We start from the raw sequence: 23565 nt of genomic DNA, 5'->3' as shown, positions 1-23565 counted from the left end.
TTCTTTTTGCCAGCGTAGTCCCGAAACATATCTTGCCCTAACCGATTGGAAAAAATTCCGAAAAATATACAAAGCCAGCAACGATAATACGGACAACAAATCCTGTATATATATGAGATATGGAGAACTTGGAAAAGGAGGGGGCTGAGATCGTTCAATCGGTTGGGAAAAGCATTCCCAGAAAGGAAACTTGGGAGAAAGTTACAGGAACAACGAGATATGTGAACGATAATCCGAGACCGGGACTTTTACATGCCAAAATAGCGAGCAGCGCCCATGCTCACGCGAAAATAAAATCGATTGATTCGTCCGAAGCCATGAAAATCCCGGGTGTAAAAGCGGTTATCACGGGAAACGATTACCCGATTTTGACCGGGTCGCCACTGGCCGACCGGCCGCCGATCGCGATTGACAAAGTGAGGTATTACGGTGAACCCGTCGCCCTTGTTGTCGCGGAACAAGAATATATGGCAGAGATGGCGGCACTCAAAATCAAAGTGGATTATGAGCTTTTACCGGCCGTACTTTCTCCAACCGAAGCTTATAAGAAAGATGCTCCGCTCATACATGAGCACCTTGCCGCGTACAAGCGGCGCGAAGAGGTTTACCCGGAACCGGGAACCAACATTGCGAACCGAACCAAAATACGCAAGGGGAATATGGAAGCAGGATGGCAAAAAAGCGATCATATTATTGAGGTCCGGGTCAGTTTACCGCAATCGGATCACGCTGCATTGGAATTGCGGTGCAGTACGGCAGAGATTTTCCCCGACGGAAAAGTGATCATTCATTCCGCTTCGCAATCGCCCTATATTATCCAAAGAGCAATCAGCCAGTCGTTTCAAATTCCGCTTCACAAAGTCGTCGTCCACACGCCTCTGGTCGGAGGCAGTTTTGGGGGCAAAGCGGCGATTCAGATGGAATTTCTTGTTTTTTTGGCATCCCGTGCAGTCGGTGGAAAAACTGTTAAATTGGTTAACTCCAGAGAGCAGGACATGATCTCTTCTCCGGTCCATATCGGATTGGATGCCATCATCAAACTTGGCTGTACCCGTGAGGGAAAATTAATGGCCGCGGAAATTTTGCATCTGTATGACGGCGGTGCTTATTCGGATCGAGGTGCGGTCATGAGCAGGGCGGGAGCTGCCGACAGCACCGGGCCTTATCGCATCGATAACGTACATTGCGATTCCTTATGCATGTACACCAATCGCCCCTATTCCACCTCGTTCCGCGGATTCGGCCATCCGGAAATGACGTTCGCCATGGAACGCGCGATGGATGTATTGGCGGGCCGTTTGGGAATGGATCCTTTGGAATTCCGGTTTTATAATGCGATAGGACCGGGGGATACATCCCCGACACAAACCTTGCTGAATAGAAGCAATGTCGGCAATTTGCCCATGTGCATTGCAAAACTGAAATCATTAATCCGCTGGGACGACCGGTCCCTGCCCGAAACCGACGGCCATCTCATCAAGGCGAAAGGGGTATGCTGTTTCTGGAAAAATTCGAGTACCCCGACAGACGCCGGTGCGGGAGCTATTGTTGTGTTTAATCCCGACGGAAGCGTTAATTTGCTGTGCGGTGCAGTAGAGATCGGGCAGGGCACGAGGACGGCGCTTACGCAATTGTTGGCCGAACGGCTGCGTATGGATGACCGGATGATCCATATTTCGACGGATGTAAATACCGAATCCGATCCTCACCATTGGAAAACGGTGGCAAGCCGCAGCACTTTTCTAGTCGGCAATGCAGCTCTGAAGGCGGCCGACGACGCGATCGCCGGGTTAAAAAACATTGCCTCGGTCGTACTGCAATGCTTGCCGACAGACCTGGATGTCGGAGGAGGTAAAGTTTACCGCAAAGATCGCCCCCAAATCGGGATCGAAATCGAAAAAATCGCGAACGGATACAAATTCCCAAACGGGAATACGATCGGCGGTCAAGTCATCGGCCGCGGGAGCTATGCGATGCGAAATTTGACCATGTTGGACCCGGAGACGGGCAAAGGAAATCCAGGCCCGGAGTGGACGGTAGGCGCCCAAGCGGTAGAAGTGGAATGGAATACAAGAGATTACACGTACAAAATCGTTAAGGCGGCGACGGTCATCGATGCCGGCAGGGTGATCAATCCGGAATTAGCCCGCGGCCAAATTACGGGCGCTATGAGTATTGGCTTAAGCCTTGCCAGCCGGGAGGCTTTTCTATTCAATGATCAAGGGGCCATCCTCAATCCGCAATTTCGAACCTACAAATTGATACGTTATGGCGAGCAGCCGGCGTACTTCGTTGAATTCGTCGAGACGCCTCATTTGGAAGCGCCTTACGGATTGCGGGGGATTGGAGAGCATGGGTTGATCGGCATGCCCGCAGCATTAGCGAATAGCCTGGCCGCTGCCGCCGGAGTAGAGCTTAATCGTTTGCCTCTGACGCCCGAGACGATCTGGAGGACAATCCATGATTCCGTTTGACTTCGAATACTACAGACCTTCCTCCATGCAGAAGGCGGTTGAGCGGTTTCAGCTGCTGCACAAACAAGGGAAGAAGCCGCTATATTACGCCGGAGGGACGGAAATTATCACATGGTCTCGAACTAACTCCATTCATCCGGGAGCTGTGATCGATTTGAAATCCATTCCGGAGTGCAGCGTTATGGAAATGCATAAGGATAAGCTCGTAATCGGAGCTTGCGTCACGTTATCAGCTTTGTCCGAGGCGAATCCGTTCCCGCTGCTCAGTCAAACGGCGCAAGGAATCGCCGACCAAACAGCCCGGAATCAAATCACGCTCGGGGGAAACATTTGCGGCAACATTCATTATCGGGAGTCCGTGCTCCCGCTTCTATTGGCAAACAGCCGCATGATCATAGCAGGAATACAAGGAATAAGAGAGGTTCCGATTCACCACGTTTTTTTAGGGAAGTTGAGATTGCAGCAAGGAGAGTTTCTTGTACAAACTTTAACAGACCGAGACTATGTGTCGCTGCCGTTCGTTCATTTCAAAAAAAGGCAGATCGGCAATGTCGGCTATCCTCTCGTAACCGCGGCTGCTCTTAAGAAAAACAGGCAGATTCGGATCGCATTCAGCGGCGTTTGCGCATTCCCGTTTCGCTCCGTCGAAATCGAGCGGTCGTTGAACGACTCCTCGATGCCGCCGGCAGCCAGAATTGAACAGGCGATCGGCGAACTTCCCGCTCCATTGCTGGATAATGCGGAAGGATCCGCCCCTTACCGGAAATTTGTGCTTCGGCAAACGATAGCCGACACGGTGCATATATTGGAAAGAAGGTGAAGCATGTCAGCCAGCGATCCTATGGTGTATCCGGTAGAATTTACAGTTAACGGCGAAAAGCGTACAGTTCGAGTAAGAGCCGCGGATATACTCTTATACACGCTTCGGGACAACCTCGGCCTCACGGGAAGTAAGTCCGGCTGCGACAACGGAGACTGCGGTACGTGTACGATTTTGGTAAACGGTACGCCTATAAAATCGTGCATGATGCTCACCGTGGAAGCCGGCGGAAAAGAAGTGATAACGATCGAGGGCTTGACGAACTCGCCGGTACTGCAAGCTTTTGTTCAAAATCAGGCATTCCAATGCGGTTATTGCACTCCCGGCTTTATCGTAAACTGCGAGGGCTTGCGGAATGCCGATCCCCATGCGAACGAAGAAACAATCAGGGTATGGCTGGAATCCAACATATGCAGGTGTACGTCCTATGAAGAAATTCATAAGGCTGTACAGGCCATTTTTACCACATAAGAATGTTTAAGTTCTTTACAGCGCTAAAGCGCGTAGAACCGCATTCTTATTGGCGAATAAACCTACCTCTGAACGCGGTCGCTCATCTTCGAAAAGACCTCGATAGAGGTTTATCTCACACTGAAACATGAATCCTCTGGGAGCTGAGGAGGGGGGAAGTTTGGAAGAAATTCACCGTATTTTGGAGACCCTTCACCATACCGGTCAAAGAAGCGTGCTTGCGACGATTACCCGAGTGGAAGGGAGCGCATACCGCAAAGAAGGGACATCGATGCTGTTTCTTGAAGACGGCTCGCAGATCGGGGTATTAAGCGCCGGTTGTTTGGAGGCGAATCTTTCGGCTTGTGTGCCGGATATGTTGGAAACTGGCGTTTCCCGCAGCTTCGCCTTCGACATGCAATCAGCAGACCCGCTGTCCTGGGGGGAATCGCCGGGCTGCGGCGGTGTTGTCCATGTCACGATGGAACCGGTACAAGGTGTGTTCGCCGATCATCTACGTGTCTTGAAAAATTACCTGGATCAGCGAATTGAGGTCATACTCGTGAAAAAGTTCGGCCCGGACGGTTCTGTCATCGATTATAGTTTCGTTACCGGAGATCGTCACCTATTCGGGGAGTGGCGGGGCGATATTCCGCCGGAATTGTTGGATTTGGCATCCGGGTCCGAGGCTTCGCGGAAGAGCGGAATGAAGTTCGTCTCATCCATACAATCGGAAGTTTTCGTTCATACGTATTATCCCAAACCTCGCCTGCTCATCTTTGGTGCGGGACCGGACGCCAGGCCGCTTGCCGCATTTGCGGCAGCCGTCGGTTTTGCCGTCATCGTCTCCGATTGGAGGCCCGATTATTGCGAGCGGCGTTATTTTCCGAATGCTGAATACATGTTGTTGGGGTTTCCGGAGGAAACGGTAGGGATGATTCATGTTACGCCTTATGATTACGCCGTTGTAATGACTCATAATTTTAGGAGGGATCAGCAGCTGGTTCGGCTTCTTTCCGACCGTGGGCTTTGCTATCTAGGCATCCTGGGATCGAAAAATAGAACAAAACGGCTGCTCATCGATGTGCCGGTTCAGATGGAAATTCATTCTCCCGTCGGACTCGCGATCGGGGCAGAGGGGCCGGAGGAAATCGCCGTGAGCATTGTCGCAGAAATCATACGTACGTTCAGGAGAAAAAGAGCCTATGAAGTTGTTATCCAATGAAGCAAAATCGTATCATCGGCATCTATTTGGCGGCGGGCCAAAGCACCCGAATGGGTGCGGATAAGCTTCGGCTTCCGGCAGGTTCTATGACTTTGGGAAATTACGCGCTGGCTGCGGCTTTGGGCTCCGGTTTGGATCATGTTGCGGTCATCTCCAACAGCCCTAAGGCGGACTGGGTGGATCACACCTTTTACCGGGAGCCGATCAGTCGGAAATGGTCCGTTATTTACTGCCCTGAAGCGCATTTGGGGCAAGCGCACTCCCTGCGGTGCGGCGTACAGGCTGCGGTTGCGATGGAAGCGACAGCCGTAATGGTATTACTGGCGGATCAACCTTTAGTTGCACAAGAGATGATCGATGAACTGCTTGCATGCTTTCAAACGCATCGGGCGGCCAGCAGTACCGGTTTCGTGGCCTCAAGCTATGGCGGTTTGGCCAGACCGCCGGTCATTTTTGCGCAGCGGATGTTTCCGGTTCTCCTGCAATTGCAGAACGATCAGGGAGCCAGACAGCTTATCCGCAAGGAAAAATCGGGAATTTGCATCGATTTCACAGCTCCGGATCTGTTCATGGATGTCGACACGGCTGACGATTACAGGATTTTGTTGGAAAAAATCATCGGCGGAAATCTTGAATGACTTGTTCAGCGTTCGTATATAACGCAAGCGGGTACTGGTAATTTGCCATATGGGCCGGCGCTTTTATTGGCAGGGCTGATTCATTGGATGCCGAGCCGGATGCCGCCGGATCGTCCAACACACGTTTCCATTGCTGTACAAGATCCGCCAACGTGTTCAAATAATCGGCCCACATTCGATGATCCGCATTCGTAAAATTGCCGCTTTCGGACCATATCACAAGAACCCGTATCATGTCTGCAAGATTGGCATAGCCGGATCGAAGACGGTTCATTTGCCGGTTTAATTGTTTCAAAATATTGCGTTTTTGTTGACCTAAAGGATTGTAGCGTAAACTTTGCTCCGCTTTATCCAGCTCGGTTGTCGCTTGATGCAGCTCCTGAAATAAAGTTTGCAAGCGAGTTTGCAAATGTTGCGCTTCATTAGCGGAACAGCCTTCTTTTACCCAAAGTGCGGTGTTTATAAAATGATTGGATAGATGGTCCGCGAAATGGAGCATCTTTTTTTTGGCTATGTTCAACGTATCGGGAGGAAATACCGCAATAAGGATCAAGATGGCAACGATCGCGCCGATAACGGTATCGCGTATCCGATCCAGGGAGTAGGCGGGCATCTTGCTCTGAAAATACAACACCAATAAAATGCTGAGAGCAACCTGAATCAGGATCGCATGATCCAATTTCAGCCAATTTACGATGAAAGCCCCGATAAGAATCAGGAGCCCGATGCTCCAGCCGTTCAAACCGACATAAGGTGTTAACGATACGGTGAAAAGGACGCCGGCAATCGTTCCCACGATGCGCTGCCATGCGAACTGGATCGACTTGTCAACGGTTAATTGAATGGACAATATGGCCGTCAGAGGAGCGAGGTAAGGATGCTTGGATCCGGCCCACTCCGCAAGCTCCCATGACAGCCCGGCGGCTAAAGGGATTTTCCATACAACCCCTTTATATTTGATAAAATCCATGATTTTATTCATCATTTCGTTAAACTCCAATCTTGGGCATCGAAATACTCACCGAATGATCTGATTCATTTCCCTAGTATGTCAATCGCGATTTTCATTTATCACGAATTACGTGTCGGTCTCCCACAATACGAAGATGGGCGCCGGAAAAGGAGCCGTCCTGCTCGCCGAATCGATGCTGGCACGGGGGTTACTGAGCTAAACAATAAGGAGAACGCAACCCAGACGAAAGCGCGGGGGCGTTCTTTTTTTACGTCTCGATTTTCTTTCCCAATGAATGTTTCATTATATTTTGTGCTACTATAGTTTATAAGATTAAACCATTAAACTGAGAGGCTGAACATGGATAGACAAGAACGCTTGAAACGGTTGACCAAAGAGTTCAGTGAATGTCAAAAAGCATTAATTGCGATTGGGGATGAAACGCGTCAATCCATTATTATTGCGCTAATCGAAAGCGAAAGTGACAGCGGACGAGGCATTCGGGTCGGCGAGATTACAAAAAAGACTCATTTGTCCCGTCCGGCAGTATCCCATCACCTTAAAGTGTTGAAAGATGCAAAATTAATTGGCGTTAGACGAGAAGGTACAATGAATTATTATTATTTGGATATTAGAAATAGCGATTTTTTTAAACTAAAAAAACTTTTTGACGATGTTGAATCATTTATTACCGAATTTAAGGATCGACCTTTCAAGCGCGATTAACATTCATGTATGGCATTGCGTCCAAGTTGGATAATATAAAGTGAAATATGGAAAAGGGGTTTTTCTATGGAAAAATTAATGCCGATCCCCCAGCCGAAAAGATATGGCGCACTCGGGAATGTACCCTTGATCGATAAGGATTTGCCGGTATTATCTTTATGTAAAATCGCCGACGAGTTCGGTCCTATTTTTAAATTCGAGGGATTTACAAAATATGTGTATGTCCTCTCCGGGCCCGACTTAGTGGCCGAAGTATGTGACGAGTCGCGTTTTGACAAAGGCATCGATCACCTGCGTAAAGTACGTGAATTTTCCGGAGACGGACTGTTCACAAGTCTGTCGGAGGAACCCAATTGGAGGAAAGCGCATCAAATTCTGATGCCTTCATTTAGCCAACAAGCGATGAAAGGGTATCACGGCATGATGCTCGACATCGCTTCGCAGCTTGTTCAAAAATGGGCGCGATTGAACCCGGACGAAAGCATCGATGTTCCTGAAGATATGACACGGCTTACGCTGGACACCATCGGCTTGTGCGGATTTAGCTATCGTTTCAATAGTTTTTACAGAGAAACGCCAAACCCTTTTATCGTTAGCATGGTTCGATCTCTGGATGAAGCCATGCATTATGGCACCAGGCTGCCGATACAAAACAAACTGATGTTAAAAACAAAACACCAGTTCGAGCGCGATATTCAATCGATGTTCGCCTTGGTAGATAAAATCATTGCAGATCGTAAAGCAAGCGGAGATCACGGGGAAACCGATTTGCTCGCCCGAATGTTGAATGTTAAAGATCCCGAAACCGGGGAACTGCTGAGTGATGAAAATATTCGTTATCAAATTATTACATTTTTGATAGCCGGTCATGAGACGACGAGCGGATTGTTGTCTTTTACGACCTACTACTTATTGAAGCACCCTGAAGTTTTAAAAAAGGCTTACGCAGAAGTGGATGAAGTACTAACAGACTCAGTGCCGACTTATGAACAAGTGCTAAAGCTTAAATATATTCGGATGATTTTAAGCGAATCTTTGCGTTTATGGCCGACAGCCCCTGTATTTAGACTAAACGCTAGAGAAGATACGACGATCGGGGGAAAATACCTCATTAAAAAAGGGGAGTCTTTGTCCGTTCTTTTGCCCCAACTTCATCGGGATAAGGGAGCTTGGGGAAATGATGCGGAACAATTCCGCCCTGAACGGTTTGAAGACCCGACCAATGTTCCAAACCATGCGTATAAACCTTTTGGGAACGGTCAACGGGCTTGTATCGGTATGCAGTTCGCGCTGCACGAAGCGGCTTTAGTTATCGGCATGATCCTTCAACAATTTCAATTGATTGATCATATGAACTATCAGTTGAAAATAAAGCAAACGCTGACGCTGAAACCGGGAGATTTTAAGATACGCGTTCAATTGCGAGATAAGAAAGTCACTAATACGCATGCAATCAAGCCTGATGATGCCGTTGCCGATGCTCCAAAACTTGACAACCAAGTGAAGAAAGCTTCCATCATCGGAGTGAATAACAGGCCGCTGCTCGTTCTTTACGGTTCGAATATGGGAACGGCAGAGCGTATTGCAAAAGAACTGGCGGACATTGCCCGATTGCACGGCATTCGAAGCGAAACCGCCCCCCTTAATGAGCGGTTAGGCAATTTGCCGAAGGAAGGCGCCTTATTAATCATCACCTCTTCTTATAACGGTAAACCACCGGGCAATGCGCGACAATTCGTTCAATGGTTGGAACAGGTTGAAGCGGGGGAGCTTAAAGGAGTTCATTATTCCGTATTTGGCTGCGGGGATCGCAACTGGGCTTCTACGTATCAAGAGGTACCCAGATTCATCGACCGGAAGCTTGCCGAAGCAGGAGCGTCCAGATTCTCCCTTCGCGGAGAGGCCGATGCAAGCGGAGACTTCGAAAAGCAGTTTGAAACATGGAAAAAACAAATGTGGACCGATGCGATGAAGACGTTCGATTTAAAGCTGAACGAAAATGCGGAAAAAGAACGGAGTACGCTGAACATTCAGTTTGTCAGCGGCTTGGCAGAAACTCCTCTCGCTCAATCGTACGAAGCGGTTCGCGGGATAGTCGCGGAAAATCGCGAGCTTCAGCAGTCCGGCAGCGAACGAAGCACACGGCACATCGAGATCGAATTGCCGAACGGGGTTACGTATCAGGAGGGCGATCACCTCGGAGTTTTCCCAAGCAACAGTAAAGAGAATGTCAACCGTATTCTACGGCGATTTCGTTTGAGCGAAAACGATCAAGTGATTTTGACGGCAAGCGGAGTTAGCAGCTCCCATCTGCCTTTAGATCGGCCTGTATCTCTTTGTGACCTGCTCAGCCATAGTGTAGAGGTGCAGGAAGCCGCTTCCCGCGCCCAAATACGCGAAGTTGCCGCTTTTACGGCTTGCCCTCCGCATAAGCGCGAGCTTGAAGCTTTGTTAGAGGAGGGAACATACGAAGAACAGATATTGAAGAAACGGATTACGATGCTTGATCTTGTTGAAAAATACGAAGCGTGCGAAATTCCGTTTGAGAAGTTTTTGGAGCTGCTGCTTCCATTAAAACCGCGATATTATTCGATATCAAGTTCCCCGCGGATGAACTCTGAACGTGCCGGTATTACAGTAGGGGTGGTGCGGAGCGCTGCTTGGAGCGGACAAGGCGAGTATCGCGGGGTTGCTTCGAATTATTTGGCTGAACGCAAGCCCGGGGAAAACATGGTCATGTTCGTCCGTACACCGGAATCCGGATTCCAGCTCCCTGAAGATCCGCAGACACCTTTAATTATGGTGGGCCCCGGGACCGGAGTAGCGCCTTTCCGCGGTTTTCTGCAGGGTCGTGCTATGATGAAGCAAGCAGGAAAATCGCTGGGCGAGGCTCATCTTTACTTTGGATGCAGGAACGAAGCCGATTATATTTACCGCGAAGAACTTGAACAATTTGAAAAAGACGGATTAGTAACGATTCATACTGCTTTCTCCCGCAAGGAAGGCGTACCTAAAACTTACGTACAACATTTGATGGCGGAAAATGCAGCGGAAATAATCCGCATTCTTGATGGCGGAGGACGAATTTTCGTATGCGGAGATGGCAGCAAAATGACTCCGGATGTAGAGAACGTATTGCAGAAAGCTTATCAGCTTGTCCATGGGGCTGAAAAACAAGATGCGGAAAAATGGTTGGCAAATCTTCAGTCGAATGGAAGCTATGCGAAAGATGTCTGGGCGGGTTTATAAAAAAAGCAGGCCAAAACTGGAACCATACAGTCTTGGCCTGCTTTTTTTCTGTTTTTCAACTATCGTTACCGATGAAAACCAACATTGGGATCACTTCGTATTCCGGCTTTCAGACCGGATAGGGAGTAAAGAGCAGCACAAAGCACAGAGTAGAACGGAGGGAGTCAGGTGTGGGGTGGAGGAGCGGAGCGTCCGCCTTTGAAACACAACTGATGATGGAGCGGGAGCCGGTGGCGGCGCTCCGCGAATGGCTGCTGCTATTCGTGGATTTTCTTGGCCTTCTTTTACTTTTCCACATTCATCCAAGCAAATTTTTTCAGGTCAACATCCTATGTATTCGAGAGCTGGGAAGGGATGTGAAAAGGTTGAATGTGAAAAAGCCAGCCCGTAAAGTGAAGGTATGTAATACTGTGCTGCGAAACTTGAAAAAGAAGTGGGCCAAAAACAAGTTGCCGGGATTACTGATCGATAAACGATACGCTCCTCGAATATTAAGACGCGGCAAGGAACCTGAGCTGACCGGACGTATCGTTGAACCGGGGAATCGCGAGTACAACTCGGCTCGTCGGGAATTCAACACCTTCTTTAACAAATTCCCGCGAGTCATCGTATTTGCTCAGAAAACTCAGGATGTAGTCAACGCCATACGTTGGGCCCGCTATCATAACGTACCGATCCGCATGCGCTCCGGCCGCCACAGTTACGAGGGCTTGTCAGTCGTCAACGGAGGAATCGTGATTGACGTGAGCGACATGCATCAGGTGGATGTGAACCGCAGGCACGGCATCGCCGCAGTACAGACAGGCATTAGGGGAGGCGCCTTGAACTCGGCACTCTGGAAAGAAGGGTTGGTAGTGCCGGTCGGGCTTTGCCCAACCACTGGCATTGCCGGAGTCACTCTTGGAGGCGGTCACAGTATTCTATCTCGACCCTACGGTCTCACGATCGACCATTTAGTCGATGTCGAAATGGTCAACGCCGACGGACGCACGATTCACGCCAATGCCAGCCAAAACGCCGATCTGTTCTGGGCATTGCGGGGAGGGGGAGGAGGCAACTTCGGAATTTGCACGAACTTCCGCTTTCGGTCTCACCCGATTGAAACGGTCGGCTTTGCTGAAATCGGTTGGGACTTACGTGATCTTGAACCAGTGCTTCGGACTTGGCAGGATTATACTGTTCCAGGTGCCAATGAGCAGCTCACCGTTACCCTGGGGATAGCTAACGGACGGCAGGCTTCGGAGAGTTACCCTATATTGATGCAAGGAGTCTTCCTCGGATCGGCCCAAAAGCTTCGCCAATTGCTGCAGCCATTACTTCGGTCCGGGTCGCCGCGGAAGGTAGTTATTGAGGAAATACCGTGGATTGAGTCTGTTGAGCTGGCAGCGAAGACGACGCCAACAGCTCCTTATCCTTTTAAAAGCGTCGGACCCTACGTCTATCATCGGCTGCCCGAGGCTGCCATCGCCACTATACGGCGTTTCATTGAATCGCCGCCTACCTCTGCGGTCTCTATCTTATTTCACGGTTTAGGCGGCGCGGTGGCCAAGGTGCCGAATCGGGCTACAGTTATTTCTACCGCCGGGCCTTGTATAATGTAACTCCCACTGCCACCTGGAACACACAAGCGGAGGCGAGGCGGGGAATTCGCTGGGTAGAGAGCTTCCGCAGGGCGATGCTCCCCTTTACCCGCGGTGTTTACGTCAATACGCCGGACCTCCAAATCAAACACTGGCAGCAGGCCTACTACGGTAGTAATTTCGACAGGCTGACACGAGTTAAAGCCCGTTACGACCCGAATAATATGTTCAATTTTCCACAGAGCATCCCGCCGGCCCGGCAATAACACCAATAATCATAAAGCAGATTTTAACGGAATTTGCTCATACCGGAAGGCAGCCCCTGAAAAGCTGCCACTGGCTGTTGAAAAACCCCTACGTTAAAGGGGATAACCCCAACCTGCCTGCTGCACGAAGAAAACCTGCAAAAATACATGAATTTGCGTCCTTGATCGCTGGCTACGACAAATTCCTGCAATTGTGCAGGCTTTTCAACGGGGACATGGGCTCAGGTTCACTTTCAGCGAAAAATCCTGCACTTTTGCAGGATTTTCGCCAAAACAAGCCGATTTCATAGAAAAAACCTGCGCCATTTCGCAGGCTTTTTCCCTACCACGATGTTTCCTACCCATTTTGTTCAGTACCGCGACCTCACAAGGAGAGGTGCGCACCCGGAAAAAACGGCTGTCCTTCAAATTAAGGGCTCACTGTTTCCCATAGCCCTAACCCTAACTGAGTGTCGCGACTTTCTCGGGCGGCCTGAGGCAGCTCCTGAAAAGCTGCCTCTATTTGTTTGTCAGTCCATTCGCATCGGATTACCCGTCATTCCGAAGCTTCACTGAAGCTCCCTTAATGAGAGAGACATATATCCGCTCATGTTCCACTTCCTCGCCTGCGATGAGGCGGAGGAGCTGCTCGGAGGCCATAGCGCCCCAACGGTACTTGGAATACTCGATGGTGGAGAGGCGCGGCTGAAGATAGTGGGTCAGATCAATGTTGTCAAACCCGATGAGCGAGAAGTCCTCGCCTACCCGAAAGCCTCGGCGGGCCGCATAGTTATGCAGGCCGATCGCCATCTCGTCGTTCATGCAGAACACGCCGACCGGGCCGTCATACGAATCCAGAATGATGCGGCCGGCCTCTTCGCCTGAGCCTTTATTGAAGTCGCCTTCGATTATGACCGCCTCGATATCGGGATGGCGGGCCAGCGTCTGTCGGACGGCGAACATCCGCTGCCGGGCGTCGAACGTATCCGGCGGTCCCGTCACAACATATAGCTTGCGGTGCCCGGTATCGATAAGATAGTCCATCGCCAGATTAGCGCCGGCCTTATTGTCCAGCAGCACCTGGTTCACGGCCGGATGATTGAGCTCTCGGTCCAGGACGACGAGCTTGTGGCCGCGCTCCGCGTAATCCAGCAGCTCCTCGTCGGAGAAGGTCAAGTCAAGAATGATGGCCCCGTCAATCATACGCTCCGGGAGCAGCCGGTGGGACTGCATGCCGCTGCAGACGATCAGGTCGTAGCCCTTGCGATTCAGTACTTCTTTCATACCTTGGAGCAGGTCGCCCCAGAAAGCGCCGGTAAAGTCGGTCAGGAACGCCCCGATAATGCGGGATTCCTGCTTTTTGAGCTGGCGGGCCGCAGCATTGGGAATATAATTCAATTCCTTGGCGATGGCAAGGATTTTGGTGCTTGTTTCGGGTGTAACCTTAGGACTGCCGTTCAGGGCGTAGGAGACCGTCGAGATCGACACTCCGGCCTGCTTGGCAATATCCTTGATGCTGACCATCGGGTTCCCTCCTAAAGACTGCTTGTTTTTCAAATATACCACAACTTTCTCTTTCGTAAGCGTTATCCGGAAGACGATTTTTTTCATAATCAGGCTTCAATCGCAATTTCATTCAGCTGTTCGGCTTCCGGCAGCCAGAGGGGCTCCAGCGCCTCCAGAGACAATTCCACGCCGGTGCTGCGGTAAGGACCGATGAGCCTGCTGAAGGAGGCTTCGCGTCCGTTGACAGTAACCCGGCGAATGGCGCTGCCGCCGCCGGAGAGCTTGTATGTGATGCGGACCGGCCGGCCGGCTGCCGCGAAGCGCACGCTCAGTCCGTCCAGCTCGGCCGGAAGCACCGGATCCAGCTGAAGACGGCCTGCGGCTAGGCGAATGCCGAGCACGTTCGAGATCAGCTGGTTCATGTAGATGCCGGGGCCGCTGGAATAGATGCGCCAGCCGCCCTTGACGGGAGCCGAGCCGCTGCGCAGCTCGCCGAAGCGCTCCGCAGCCTCATAGCGGCTTGCGAACTTGCCGTCGGAGCTGCTGAAATACGCATTGCTCTGCCGCAATTCCGCGTTCGGCACAGCTTTGCGAATGCCGATCGGGTTAATGACCTGCAGCGCCAGCCACGCTTCCTCGGGCTTGCCAATCCCCGCCATCGCTTCGATGAAGCGGATATGGGCATGCACATACTGCAGCCCGATTTCGCGGCCGAAGTTGGCCGCCTGCTCCGCGCGCTTAAAGCGGGTGCTGACGCCGCCTTCATAAGAAGCCGTCCGGTTCATCAGCCGCACGCCGTCCGGGAAGCTCAGCTCGCGCTTGATCAGCCGGTAATGCTGTTCGGCCTGTTCCGGCGTGAGCAGCCCGGCAATCATGCTGCGCGTCATCGGCAGCAGCCGGTATTGGATGCCGGTGCGTGTGTCGGTCGGGTGGAGCCATTTGTCCGGCTGCTCCGGGTCCTTCATATACAGGAAGCCGGGAATGACTTCGTTCGGATTCATGTAGCGGCGGAAATCCGCGGAGATGCCGTCCGCCAGCTGCAGCAGTTCCGCGCCGAATGCCCGGTACTCTTCGGAGGCGCCCCCCGCGGCGGGAGCGGAAGCGAGCAGGGTGCCGAGCTGCCGCACGGCTTGGTACGTCAGCGCCACGGTCCAACTGCTGATCATATAGGTGCGCAGCTCCGCACTGGCCGGCTGCAGCGTGTCGTCCCAGTCGCCGTCGCCGTAAGCGGAAAGACGGGTGCCGTGCAGGAAGCGGGCGCGGATGTAGTCCATCTGCTTCAGCACATGATGAAACAGCGGCTGTTTTTGCTCTGTCAGCTCGAAGGTGTGCTGATCCGTATAGGATAGCTCAGATTCCAAAATGGAGGTATCGCCCGTTGCGGCGATGTAGTCGCCAAGCAGCTTGAGCGGCCACACGATGATATCTCCGTGGCTCTCTTCCTGCTGGACGCGGCGATAGCGGTCGAACATGAACCATTGCGGCCAGCCGCCGCCGGAATCGTATTGATGTTCATATACCGTCAAAATAATATCGCGGACCGCCTCGTAATGCTGAACCGCAAGAAAGTACTCCGCAGGCCCTTGGCATACGTCGCGTGTACCCCAAGCGGCTCCGCCGTATTGCTCCAGCCCGTGAGGAACCGCAAAATGAACCCGCATGTTATGCGTGTACCACCACGCCAGCATGTTCAGGCGCTGCACGGCTTCGCTGCCCTGCGGGTGCTCCATGGCGAAGCCGTTCATCAACTTGGCCATATCCTCGCGGTATTTCAGCTTCTCGCTTTCAAAAGCGGGAGAGGGCGCTGCGGACGCATCGGCGCCGAAGCCGGCAAGGCGGCCGCCGATGAGGAGGCGCCAGGACGCCGCGGCATCCGTCTCCAGCACAAGCAGCGGGGCCGGCCCTGGGACAAGCGACGGCATCAGCCTGCGCTCATCGGTTCTGCGCAGCCCGGTGCCTTCGGCACAGATCCGGTAGCGGAGCTCGGGATACGCCTCGCGGATCGGCGAGCCTTCGGCCGCGGCAATGAGCAGGCAGCCTTCGCGCTCTGTCAGCTCATAAAGAGCCTCGTACTCGCGGTCGCCCATAGTGATCTGCGCGGTGATCAGATATTCGCGGGGCCGGCCGCTTTCGGACCTCACTTCCAGCACCGCGTCAGGGGAGTCTGCGCTCGTATAGCTCGTAATTTCGAGCGTATCCCCGTCCAGCCGGTAGATCCAGCGGCAATAGTTGAAGCCGATCTCGAACAGGCTCGGCATGGCGAGCAGCCGGAAGCTGCCGCCGACCCGGGCGTATAATCGAAGCCCGGATGCATTGGTGGCGCCTAGCGCATTTCGCGTATTGCTCAGCAGCTTGTTGAAAGAAGTATTGCCGACGACGAGATGGGAGTGAAAAACCCCGTACATATAAGCGGTCGAAGTCAGCATTTCGACGCCCGCCCGGTCGGGTGCGCCGCTCATCAAAATATGGCCGTGCGGCCTCTCGATGCGCATCTCCTTGCTTTTCAGCACTACGTGCTCGTAAGTCGGAGTGAAAAAGGAGAGCAGTTCGCCATCCGCCCATTCCTCCTCCAGACGGGAAGGATAGCGTGCTTGCAGCTCGGCGGCCGTCAGCGGTCGGACCTTGAGCGGGGCTCCGAGATCCGGCGACTTGAGCGGCACCGGATGGGCAGGTACTTCGTCGGCAGGCAAGGACTCCGCCTCTTGCCAAGCTGCCGCAAGCTCATGGGCGAATTCGGCTGACGCGACCGCCTCGGGATGATCCTCGCGGAACATGCCGTAAAAGACGGCCCGGGCTCCTTCCGCCGCATCCATCGATTGGGACTGGAGCGCTGTATAGGCGAACTCGTACTGGTATACCTTGCTTGGCAGTTGATCTCGAGAAAGCGCCTCGGGCTGATGGGTATCTTTGAAGCTGAGGCCGAAAAATTGGAAGCCGTCGGTGGAAAAGGAAGCGGCGCCCGTCAGGCAGCCCTGCTGCAAATAAGGGAAGCGTCCAGCCTGCGGCTGATTTTGACGGGAGCAGACGACCCAGCCCAAATCTTCAGTACGGAATGCTGCATGATCGATATACTGCGAGCAGTAGGCTTCGTTGCTGCGCACGGCGGCGGGAACGCCGAGGCCGATATCCTGGCCGTAGACGATATCCGCCCGGACGGAAGCGCCTTCCGAATGAAGGTTGACTTCCCAAAACCATATATTGCGCGATGATAGCAGAAAAGAGACCTCATAACGAATCTCGTCGGCGATGCCGCTCCAGGTGATGCGGTGTTCTCCGCGGCTGATGCGGCTTGCCGAGCGGACGCCGAGCAGCGGATGGACCGAGTAGCCCTCAGGCCGGGCGATCCTCAAATATAGGTTGTTCAGCGAGCCGTCCGGCGGGCTGCTCAGCAGCTGATTCAGCATAATTCCGCCGCCTAGCGCCTCATACAGGTCTCCCGACGGATGAAAGGTGAAGGCCAAAGCTCCGGCTTCCAGCCGCCAGACGGCCGGGTGCGGAGCGGGTTGTTGAGTCGACATCGTGCAGTACCTCCTCTGATGGGTAAAACCTTCTTACAACGGAAAATGGGTAATAGAAACGTTTCTATAACAGTTAAAAAGAGTATAAACAAAGTAGTGAAATGAAGTCAAACGTTAAATATTTTTGCGTGTTCGCGCATGCTGTACGGAAATTGTCCATTTCCGGCTATATATGAAGGGGAAATTGTTCAACAAAAAAACCTTGAATACGATTTCAATTTAATCTATAATTCATATCGAAACGTTTCTATAAAGTTTGGAGCAACTTAATCAGGGGAGGAAAAACAGATGAAAAAGAAAACTGCAAGCGCGGCCATCGCGACAGTTATGCTCGTAGGAACTGTACTCGCGGGCTGCTCGTCAAGCGGTAACAAATCCGGAGAAAGCGGCAAAGTCACGCTCTCCGTCTGGGCGATGGGCGACAGCAGCAAGCCGATGGAGCAGATGGCAGAGGCCTTCGCCAAAGAGAACCCGGATATTACGATAAAGGTACAAGCGATTCCGTGGGGGAGTGCCCATGACAAGCTGCTGACAGCAGTTGCTTCCAAAAAAGGACCGGATGTGCTGCAGATGGGTACCACCTGGATGCCGGAATTCGCATCAGCGGGCGCGCTGGCCGATCTGACAGGGGACCTGGCCAAATATCCGGAGCTCGCCGCCGGCAACTTTTTCAAAGGCACTGTAACCTCCAATCAGTTCGACGGCAAAACTTTCGGCGTGCCTTGGCTTGCCGAGACAAGAATATTATTTTATCGCACCGATGTGTTGAAAGCGGTCGGGTACGATCATGCGCCAAAAACTTGGGATGAACTGCTCGACGCTTCCAAAAAGCTGACCGAGCGCGGCAAGGACAAATACGGCATCGGCCTGGATCCGAAGGAACCTACGCTGAGCTTCATGTTCGCCCGTCAAAACGGCGCCAAGCTGATTACGGACAACAAGGCCCAGTTCGAAGAGCCGGCGTTCCGCGATACGGTGGCGTATCTCAAAGGCTTTTTCCAAAACGGCTACGCTCCGGTCGATCTCGGCCTGGACATTTCCCAAACGTTCGGCGGAGACGGCATGGTTCCGATGTTCATCAGCGGTCCTTGGATGATCAAAACTGTCAAGGATCAAGTTCAAAATGTCGACGGCAAATGGGCCACAGCCGTGCTGCCGTCGAAGCAAAACAATATGAGCTCCCTCGGCGGCTCCAACTTGGCCGTTTTCAACTTTACCGAGCATAAAGCCGAATCGATGAAGTTCATCTCGTTCCTGAGCAAGCCGGAAAACCAGCTGGCCTGGATGAAACAAACCGGCGAGCTGCCGGCGAATATGAAGGCGTGGGAAGATCCGCAGCTGAAAGGGGATGCCAATATGAGCGTTGTCGGCGAGCAGTTGAAAACCGCCGAGCCGATGCCGCTCGTCAAATCGTGGGATAATATTTCCCAGAACTACCTGAAAACCTTTGAACAGATTTACCGTGCCAAAGCGGACATCGATGCCCAGTTGAAAGACTTCAACGCGCAATCCCAGCAGCTGCTGAACAAGTAAAACTGGTTAATCGGCCAAGTGCAAAGGAAGTGAGATCATGAAAGGACCTTCAAAGGCTGCGCCATACGTCTTTATCGGGCCGACCCTTATTCTGCTTGCTGTGTTTTCCCTGCTGCCCATTCTCGTTGCGGTATACATCAGCCTGACCGACATGGGTCTCGCGGGTCTTGCCAATTATTCGACCATTCATTTTGTCGGGCTCAAAAACTACGCCGATGTGCTGGGCGATCCCGTCTTCCTGCTGGCGCTGCGAAACACGCTGTTCTATGTCATCGTCGGCGTGCCGCTGGTCATCGTGTGCTCGCTCGGCGTTGCGCTGCTGATCAACTTCGGCCGCTCGCGCGTGTTCAAAATATTCCGCGGCGTGTACTACCTGCCGTCGGTCACCAACGTAGTGGCCGTGGCCGTTGTCTGGAGCTATCTGTACAATCCCCGCATCGGCCTGTTCAACTACATCCTGACGTCGCTCGGCGCAGACCCGGTGCCATGGCTGACCGAGCCGACCGTTGCCAAGCTGTCGCTCATTATGCTGGCGCTCTGGCGAAGCATCGGGCTGAATATGATCATCTTCATCGCCGCGCTTCAGGGGATCGACCGGTCGTACTATGAGGCTGCGCAGCTCGACGGGGCAAGCAATTGGCAGCAGTTGACGCGGATTACGATTCCGATGATGCGTTTTGCGATCTTCTTTGTCAGCGTGACGACGATGATCGGCTGGCTGCAGTTTTTTGAAGAGCCCTTTGTCATGACTCAGGGCGGACCGCTTAACGGCACCGTATCCGCATCGCTGTTTATTTACCAGAACGGCTTCCAGTTCAGCCACTTCGGTTATGCGGCAGCGGGATCGTTCATACTCTTCTTTATTATTATTGCCGTCACCATGCTCCAGCTGAGACTCCAGCGGAAGCAAGCCGAGGAATAGGAGGCGAACATGAATGTCATCATCCGCGATTAAAACGTCTGCCCGGACCGAAAGCTCGCGCGGAAAGCTGCAGCAGTGGATTGCCGGCCTTGTTTTGACCGTATTTGGCGTGGCGATGATTTTGCCGTTCATCTGGATGCTGCTCTCCGCCTTCAAGACGGAAGGGGAGATCAAGCGCATGCCGCCGACGCTGTGGCCGGAAATGTTCACGTTTGACAACTTCAGCAAACTTTTCACGGAGATGGATTTCAGCACGTATTTGTTTAATACGCTGCTGATTACGCTGCTCTCCTTCGTCGGACTGCTGCTGAATGCGATGGCCGGCTTCGGCTTTGCCAAGTATAAATTCAAGGGCCGGGAAAAAATGTTCCTGCTCGTGCTCGCCACGATGATGATTCCCGGGCAGGTCACGATGATCCCGGTGTACCTCATCCTGAACAGCGTCAATTTGACGAACACGATGCTTGGCGTCGTGCTGCCGGGCTTCACGAGCGCCTTCGGCATTTTCCTGTTCCGCCAGTTCATGCTGACGCTGCCGGATGAGATTATGGAGGCGACACGGTTGGACGGGGCAAGCGAGTACCGGCTTTTCGCACAAATCGTGCTGCCGATGTCCAAACCGATTCTCGCCGTGCAGGCGATTCTGACGTTCATCGGCGGCTGGAACAGCTTCCTTTGGCCGCTCATCATCGCCAACGACGAGAAGCTGTACACGCTGTCGGTTGGCCTGCAGCTGCTGAAAGGCCAGCATGGCACCAACTTCGCGCTGCAGATGGCGGGCGCGGCGTTCATGGTCATTCCGATTATGATTATTTTCTTCTTCTTCCAGAAGCACATTATCGAGAATTACAATATTTCAGGCATGAAATAAAGTGAAACCTCCGCCCCGAAACTGGGAGCGGAGGTTTTTGTTGTATACGTAAACCCCCAGTTTGACTGGGGGTTCAACTCGAATGAATAAGAGAGGAGCCGGTCTGCCAACCGCTGCCACTTGCGAATCGTGGAAATCTATTCGAAATTTCACACAGAAATTGTACTGATTTCGTGAAAAACGAAAAATAAGTATGAAAAACCGAACAGAATCGTGCCAAACAGCGATAAAGATGACTTTTGTATGCGAAAAATCAACCAGAAAAGGGCAAAAGGGACTGCAATAGGCCGTCCTCCGGCAACCAGTTACATCTTCCACCCGGCGCAGCCCGATTGGAGATCGGGCACGCCGGCCCGTATGCGCCCGCCGAACATCGCCATGCCTGTCTGCCGCTAGACGGATGAATCAACCTGATTGGGCAACCTGTTTCACTTATTCCGTAATAACAACCGTTTGGTCGTCGCTGTTCCAAGTCACTTTTGCGCCCAGCGCTTCTGCGATGAATCGGGCCGGAACTACGGTGAAGCCGTTTGCGAGCCGCGCTTCCTGCTCCAGAGTCACGCTGCTGCCGTCGACCGTTGCGGTTTTGGAGTCGAGCGTCAGGACGATCGTTTTGCCGCCTTTTGTCACTGTAATCGCCTTTTGCTCCTCGTTCCAGGCTACCTTCGCACCCAAGGCTTCGAACACACCGCGGGCAGGGACGAGGATGCTGCCGTCGACGTTGAGCGGAGCTTGCTCGAACTGCTGTTGTTTGCCGTTAATTGTCACTTTAACCGTTATCGAGCCTTCGTTTTCCACCTCGGCTGCAAGCTTCTCGAATTCGGCAAGCGTCGATTCAAACACCTTGAGCGCTTCTTCGATCGGTTTGGCCGTCGACATGTCAACGCCGGCTGCTTTCAGAACGTCGATCGGCGATGCGGAATTGCCTGCCGCAAGGAAGTTGTCGCGAATGCGGTTCACGGCCGTCGGACCTTCGGTGAGCACCTGATCGGCCAACGCCGCGGACGCCGCAAAGGAAGTCGCGTACTGATACACATAGTAGCCGTAATAGAAGTGCGGGATGCGCGCCCATTCCATGGCGATTTCGTCATCGGACACGATCGCAGGGCCGTAGTATTTTTTGTTAATGTCAAGATACAGTTTTTTCAGCGTTTCCGCATTGAGGGACTCGCCTTTTTGCGCTTTTTCATGAATCGCGCGCTCGAATTCGGCAAACTGCGTTTGGCGGAATAGGGTGGTGCGGAAATTTTCAAGGTATTGATTCAGCAGATATAGCTTTTCCTGTTTGGATTTGGCTTTGGCGTAAAAAGATTTGAACATCAGCGTTTCGTTCATGGTGGAAGCGACTTCTGCCGTGAAGATCGGGTAGCTTGAGTTCAAGTAATTTTGCGTTTTGTTCGTGTAATAGGACTGCATGGCGTGACCCAGCTCATGCCCGAGCGTGCTCACGGAGTCATAAGTTCCCTCGTAGTTCAGCAGTATGTAAGGATGCGTGTCAAAGGTACCCCACTGGTAGCCGCCGCTCCGTTTGTCATCGGTCGGATAGACGTCGATCCAGCCTTGGTCAAAAGCTCCCTTGAGGACGTTCTCATACGCGTCGCCCATCGGTTTCAGCCCGTCGAGCACCATCTGCTTGCCTTCCTCATACGGTATGTAACGTTCCTCGTATTCGACGACAGGGGTGTAAATGTCGTACATGTGAAGCTGGTCGACGCCGAGCAGCTTTTTCTTCACTTCCATATAACGGTGCAGGGGGGACAAGTTTTTGTTCACCGTATTGACCAACTCGTCATAGACCTGGACAGGGACGTTATTCGGCGTTAGCGCGCCTTCCAGAGCCGATCCGTATTTGTGCAATTCGGAGTTGATGTTGTTAGCCTGTACTTCGCCGCCGAGCGTTTTCGAAAAGGTGTCCTGAAACTTGGCCAGTGTGCCGTAGTAAGCTTCGAAAGCCGCTTTGCGGACGTCCCGGTTTTTGCTTTCCATGTAAGTGATAAAGTTGGAGCGCGTAAGCTGGACTTCCTTGCCGTTCTCGTCCTTGATCGTCGGAAATTTGATATCTTTGATGAGCATGGAGAAGGTGTCTTCCGGATTGCTGGAGAGGGGGGAGGTTTTGGCTAACGCTTCTTCCATTTCCTTGGAAAGAGTATGCGCTTTCGTGCGGACCTTATCTTCGACAAAATGTTTGAACGGCTTCAGTTCGGGGGCGCTCAGCAGCGCTGCGAGCTGGTCGTCCGGAATTTGGTTCAGCTCCACGGTGAACCAGGCCAGTTTCGAAGCCGTATCGGAGCTAAGCTTGTCAGCGCCGTCGGAGAGCGTCTGCATGTCCGGATTGCCGGAGTTAACATCCAGGCTCAGGTGTGCGAACACATACGTTTTGTCGAAGAGGCGGTTCAGTTCGGTGTAATCGTCCAGGGCCGATTTCAGCACGGAAGCGGAGGATCCCAGCTTGTTTTGATACTTGGCAGTGAAAGCCTCCGCCAAATCGCGGACTTTTTTCACATCGGCGTCCCAGGCTGCTTTGCCGGCATAAATGTCTTCCGTTTTCCACTTATAGGCCGACGGAATGTCGGCGCGCGTCGGATAGGACGGTTTGCTCTCCGATTGCTGCCCAGCCGCTGCGAGCACGTACCCCGTGTTCAATGGTATGAACGGGGCGGACAGGGCGGATACGGTCAGGGTGACGCCGGTCAGAGTGATCAGCCATTTCTTTTTCATGTGCGATAGCTCCTCTCATGTTTACAATTTTTTCAATCTAAATAAAACTATCATACAACAGTCTCACAAAAACGAATAGTATAAAAATACAAAATTCCCTTGTTAAACCAGAAATTTTTTTTACTATATACACGATGA

14 protein-coding genes and 1 pseudogene are annotated in these 23565 nt (G+C 52.4%); 11 read left to right on the top strand and 4 right to left on the bottom strand.

Going from position 1 to position 23565, the window contains the following annotated elements; genetic code table 11:
- Nucleotides 1-119: 119 nt before the first annotated feature.
- The 5 genes from AC3G2T_RS23795 (at nt 120) to AC3G2T_RS23775 (ending at nt 5607) form a co-directional block, all read left to right on the top strand.
- Nucleotides 120-2474, top strand: coding sequence for a xanthine dehydrogenase family protein molybdopterin-binding subunit (locus AC3G2T_RS23795; RefSeq protein WP_488437127.1), 2355 nt, complete (start codon nt 120-122; stop codon nt 2472-2474).
- Nucleotides 2461-3294: an FAD binding domain-containing protein gene (locus AC3G2T_RS23790; protein ID WP_488437126.1), complete on the top strand. Its 834-nt coding sequence runs from the start codon at nt 2461-2463 to the stop codon at nt 3292-3294. Before AC3G2T_RS23795 ends, AC3G2T_RS23790 begins: the two co-directional genes overlap by 14 nt.
- 21 nt (nt 3295-3315) lie before the next feature.
- The gene (locus tag AC3G2T_RS23785) at nt 3316-3765 is read left to right on the top strand and encodes a (2Fe-2S)-binding protein (protein ID WP_488437152.1); all 450 of its coding nucleotides are present in this window, start codon (nt 3316-3318) and stop codon (nt 3763-3765) included.
- Nucleotides 3766-3925: 160 nt separating this feature from the next.
- On the top strand, nt 3926-4969 hold the full coding sequence (locus AC3G2T_RS23780; RefSeq protein WP_488437125.1) for an XdhC family protein: 1044 nt from the start codon (nt 3926-3928) through the stop codon (nt 4967-4969).
- Complete coding sequence (locus tag AC3G2T_RS23775; protein ID WP_488437124.1) at nt 4966-5607, top strand: nucleotidyltransferase family protein; 642 nt, start codon at nt 4966-4968, stop codon at nt 5605-5607. The genes AC3G2T_RS23780 and AC3G2T_RS23775 overlap by 4 nt, the downstream gene beginning before the upstream one ends.
- On the opposite strand, the gene AC3G2T_RS23770 is transcribed toward AC3G2T_RS23775, so the two are convergent.
- Nucleotides 5585-6592 carry an FUSC family protein gene (locus AC3G2T_RS23770; protein WP_488437123.1) on the bottom strand — a complete coding sequence of 336 codons (1008 nt, stop codon included), beginning with the start codon at nt 6590-6592 and terminating at the stop codon, nt 5585-5587. The genes AC3G2T_RS23775 and AC3G2T_RS23770 overlap by 23 nt on opposite strands.
- 327 nt (nt 6593-6919) lie before the next feature.
- Here AC3G2T_RS23770 and AC3G2T_RS23765 point away from each other — a divergent pair, with 327 nt between their 5' ends.
- From AC3G2T_RS23765 to AC3G2T_RS23755, 3 genes and pseudogenes are all read left to right on the top strand, one after another.
- On the top strand, nt 6920-7285 hold the full coding sequence (locus AC3G2T_RS23765) for an ArsR/SmtB family transcription factor (protein WP_488437122.1): 366 nt from the start codon (nt 6920-6922) through the stop codon (nt 7283-7285).
- A gap of 66 nt (nt 7286-7351) precedes the next feature.
- Nucleotides 7352-10534 carry a bifunctional cytochrome P450/NADPH--P450 reductase gene (locus tag AC3G2T_RS23760; protein WP_488437121.1) on the top strand — a complete coding sequence of 1061 codons (3183 nt, stop codon included), beginning with the start codon at nt 7352-7354 and terminating at the stop codon, nt 10532-10534.
- Nucleotides 10535-11022: 488 nt separating this feature from the next.
- Nucleotides 11023-12380, top strand: a pseudogene (locus AC3G2T_RS23755) (FAD-binding oxidoreductase).
- Nucleotides 12381-12908: 528 nt separating this feature from the next.
- Here the strand turns inward: AC3G2T_RS23755 and AC3G2T_RS23750 are convergent.
- Together AC3G2T_RS23750 and AC3G2T_RS23745 are read right to left on the bottom strand one after the other, a co-directional pair.
- Complete coding sequence (locus tag AC3G2T_RS23750) at nt 12909-13883, bottom strand: LacI family DNA-binding transcriptional regulator (protein WP_488437151.1); 975 nt, start codon at nt 13881-13883, stop codon at nt 12909-12911.
- A gap of 89 nt (nt 13884-13972) precedes the next feature.
- Nucleotides 13973-17383, bottom strand: coding sequence for a GH36-type glycosyl hydrolase domain-containing protein (locus AC3G2T_RS23745; RefSeq protein ID WP_488437120.1), 3411 nt, complete (start codon nt 17381-17383; stop codon nt 13973-13975).
- A 288-nt stretch (nt 17384-17671) separates the two neighbouring features.
- Between AC3G2T_RS23745 and AC3G2T_RS23740 the strand changes: the two genes are divergently transcribed.
- Genes AC3G2T_RS23740 through AC3G2T_RS23730 form a run of 3 tightly spaced genes read left to right on the top strand, consistent with a single transcriptional unit; the run spans nt 17672 to nt 20709 of the window.
- On the top strand, nt 17672-18916 hold the full coding sequence (locus tag AC3G2T_RS23740; protein ID WP_488437119.1) for a sugar ABC transporter substrate-binding protein: 1245 nt from the start codon (nt 17672-17674) through the stop codon (nt 18914-18916).
- 37 nt (nt 18917-18953) lie between these two features.
- Complete coding sequence (locus AC3G2T_RS23735) at nt 18954-19838, top strand: carbohydrate ABC transporter permease (protein ID WP_488437118.1); 885 nt, start codon at nt 18954-18956, stop codon at nt 19836-19838.
- Between the two features lie 13 nt (nt 19839-19851).
- A complete protein-coding gene (locus AC3G2T_RS23730; protein WP_488437117.1) occupies nt 19852-20709 on the top strand; it encodes a carbohydrate ABC transporter permease in 858 nt (285 codons plus the stop codon).
- A 432-nt stretch (nt 20710-21141) separates the two neighbouring features.
- Here the strand turns inward: AC3G2T_RS23730 and pepF are convergent, their stop codons facing one another.
- On the bottom strand, nt 21142-23427 hold the full coding sequence (pepF, locus tag AC3G2T_RS23725) for an oligoendopeptidase F (protein WP_488437116.1): 2286 nt from the start codon (nt 23425-23427) through the stop codon (nt 21142-21144).
- Nucleotides 23428-23565: the final 138 nt, after the last annotated feature.

Source organism: Paenibacillus sp. sgz302191 (genome assembly GCF_057749925.1).
The sequence above is the reverse complement of the archived record's forward strand: the minus strand, read 5'-3'. Positions and strand labels throughout refer to the sequence as shown.